Source organism: Blastococcus sp. MG754426, from assembly GCF_021699055.1.
Classification (GTDB): domain Bacteria; phylum Actinomycetota; class Actinomycetes; order Mycobacteriales; family Geodermatophilaceae; genus Blastococcus.
This window is the reverse complement of sequence record NZ_SSXC01000188.1, coordinates 1-404: the sequence shown is the minus strand read 5'-3', so window position 1 is coordinate 404 and position 404 is coordinate 1. Positions and strand designations below refer to the sequence as shown.

Genomic DNA, 404 nt, shown 5'->3' with positions numbered 1-404 from the left:
CCGGTGACCCTGCTCGGCGAGACCGCCGAGGACGTGGCGGAGGCCCAGCGGGAGCTGGTCCGGGTCGGCATCGACCGGCCGGCCGCGATGGCCACCGGCACGGTCGAGGACTGGTCCGGCGGCGGGCCGCTGCGGGCCTACCGCACCGCCACCTTCGCCGACCTCGCCGCCGAGTTCACCGCCGGCCGCAGCCCCGTCGTGCTCGACGTGCGGCGCAACCAGGAGCGCGCCGAGCGGCACGTCGCCGGTTCGCTGCACATCCCGATCCACGAGGTGCTCGAGCGCCTCGACGAGGTCCCGACCGGGCCGGTGGCCATCGCGGCCGGCCGGTCGATGCCGACCCGGACCAGCTCCCGCTGGGCCTCCGCCACGTCCTCGGCGGTCTCGCCGAGCAGGGTCACCGG

General features: G+C 77.2%; 1 protein-coding gene. It reads left to right on the top strand.

Features of this window, described 5'->3' with window-relative positions:
- A partial coding sequence (locus tag E9549_RS22925) for a rhodanese-like domain-containing protein (protein ID WP_236828903.1) occupies positions 1-404 on the top strand: 404 nt, incomplete at both ends.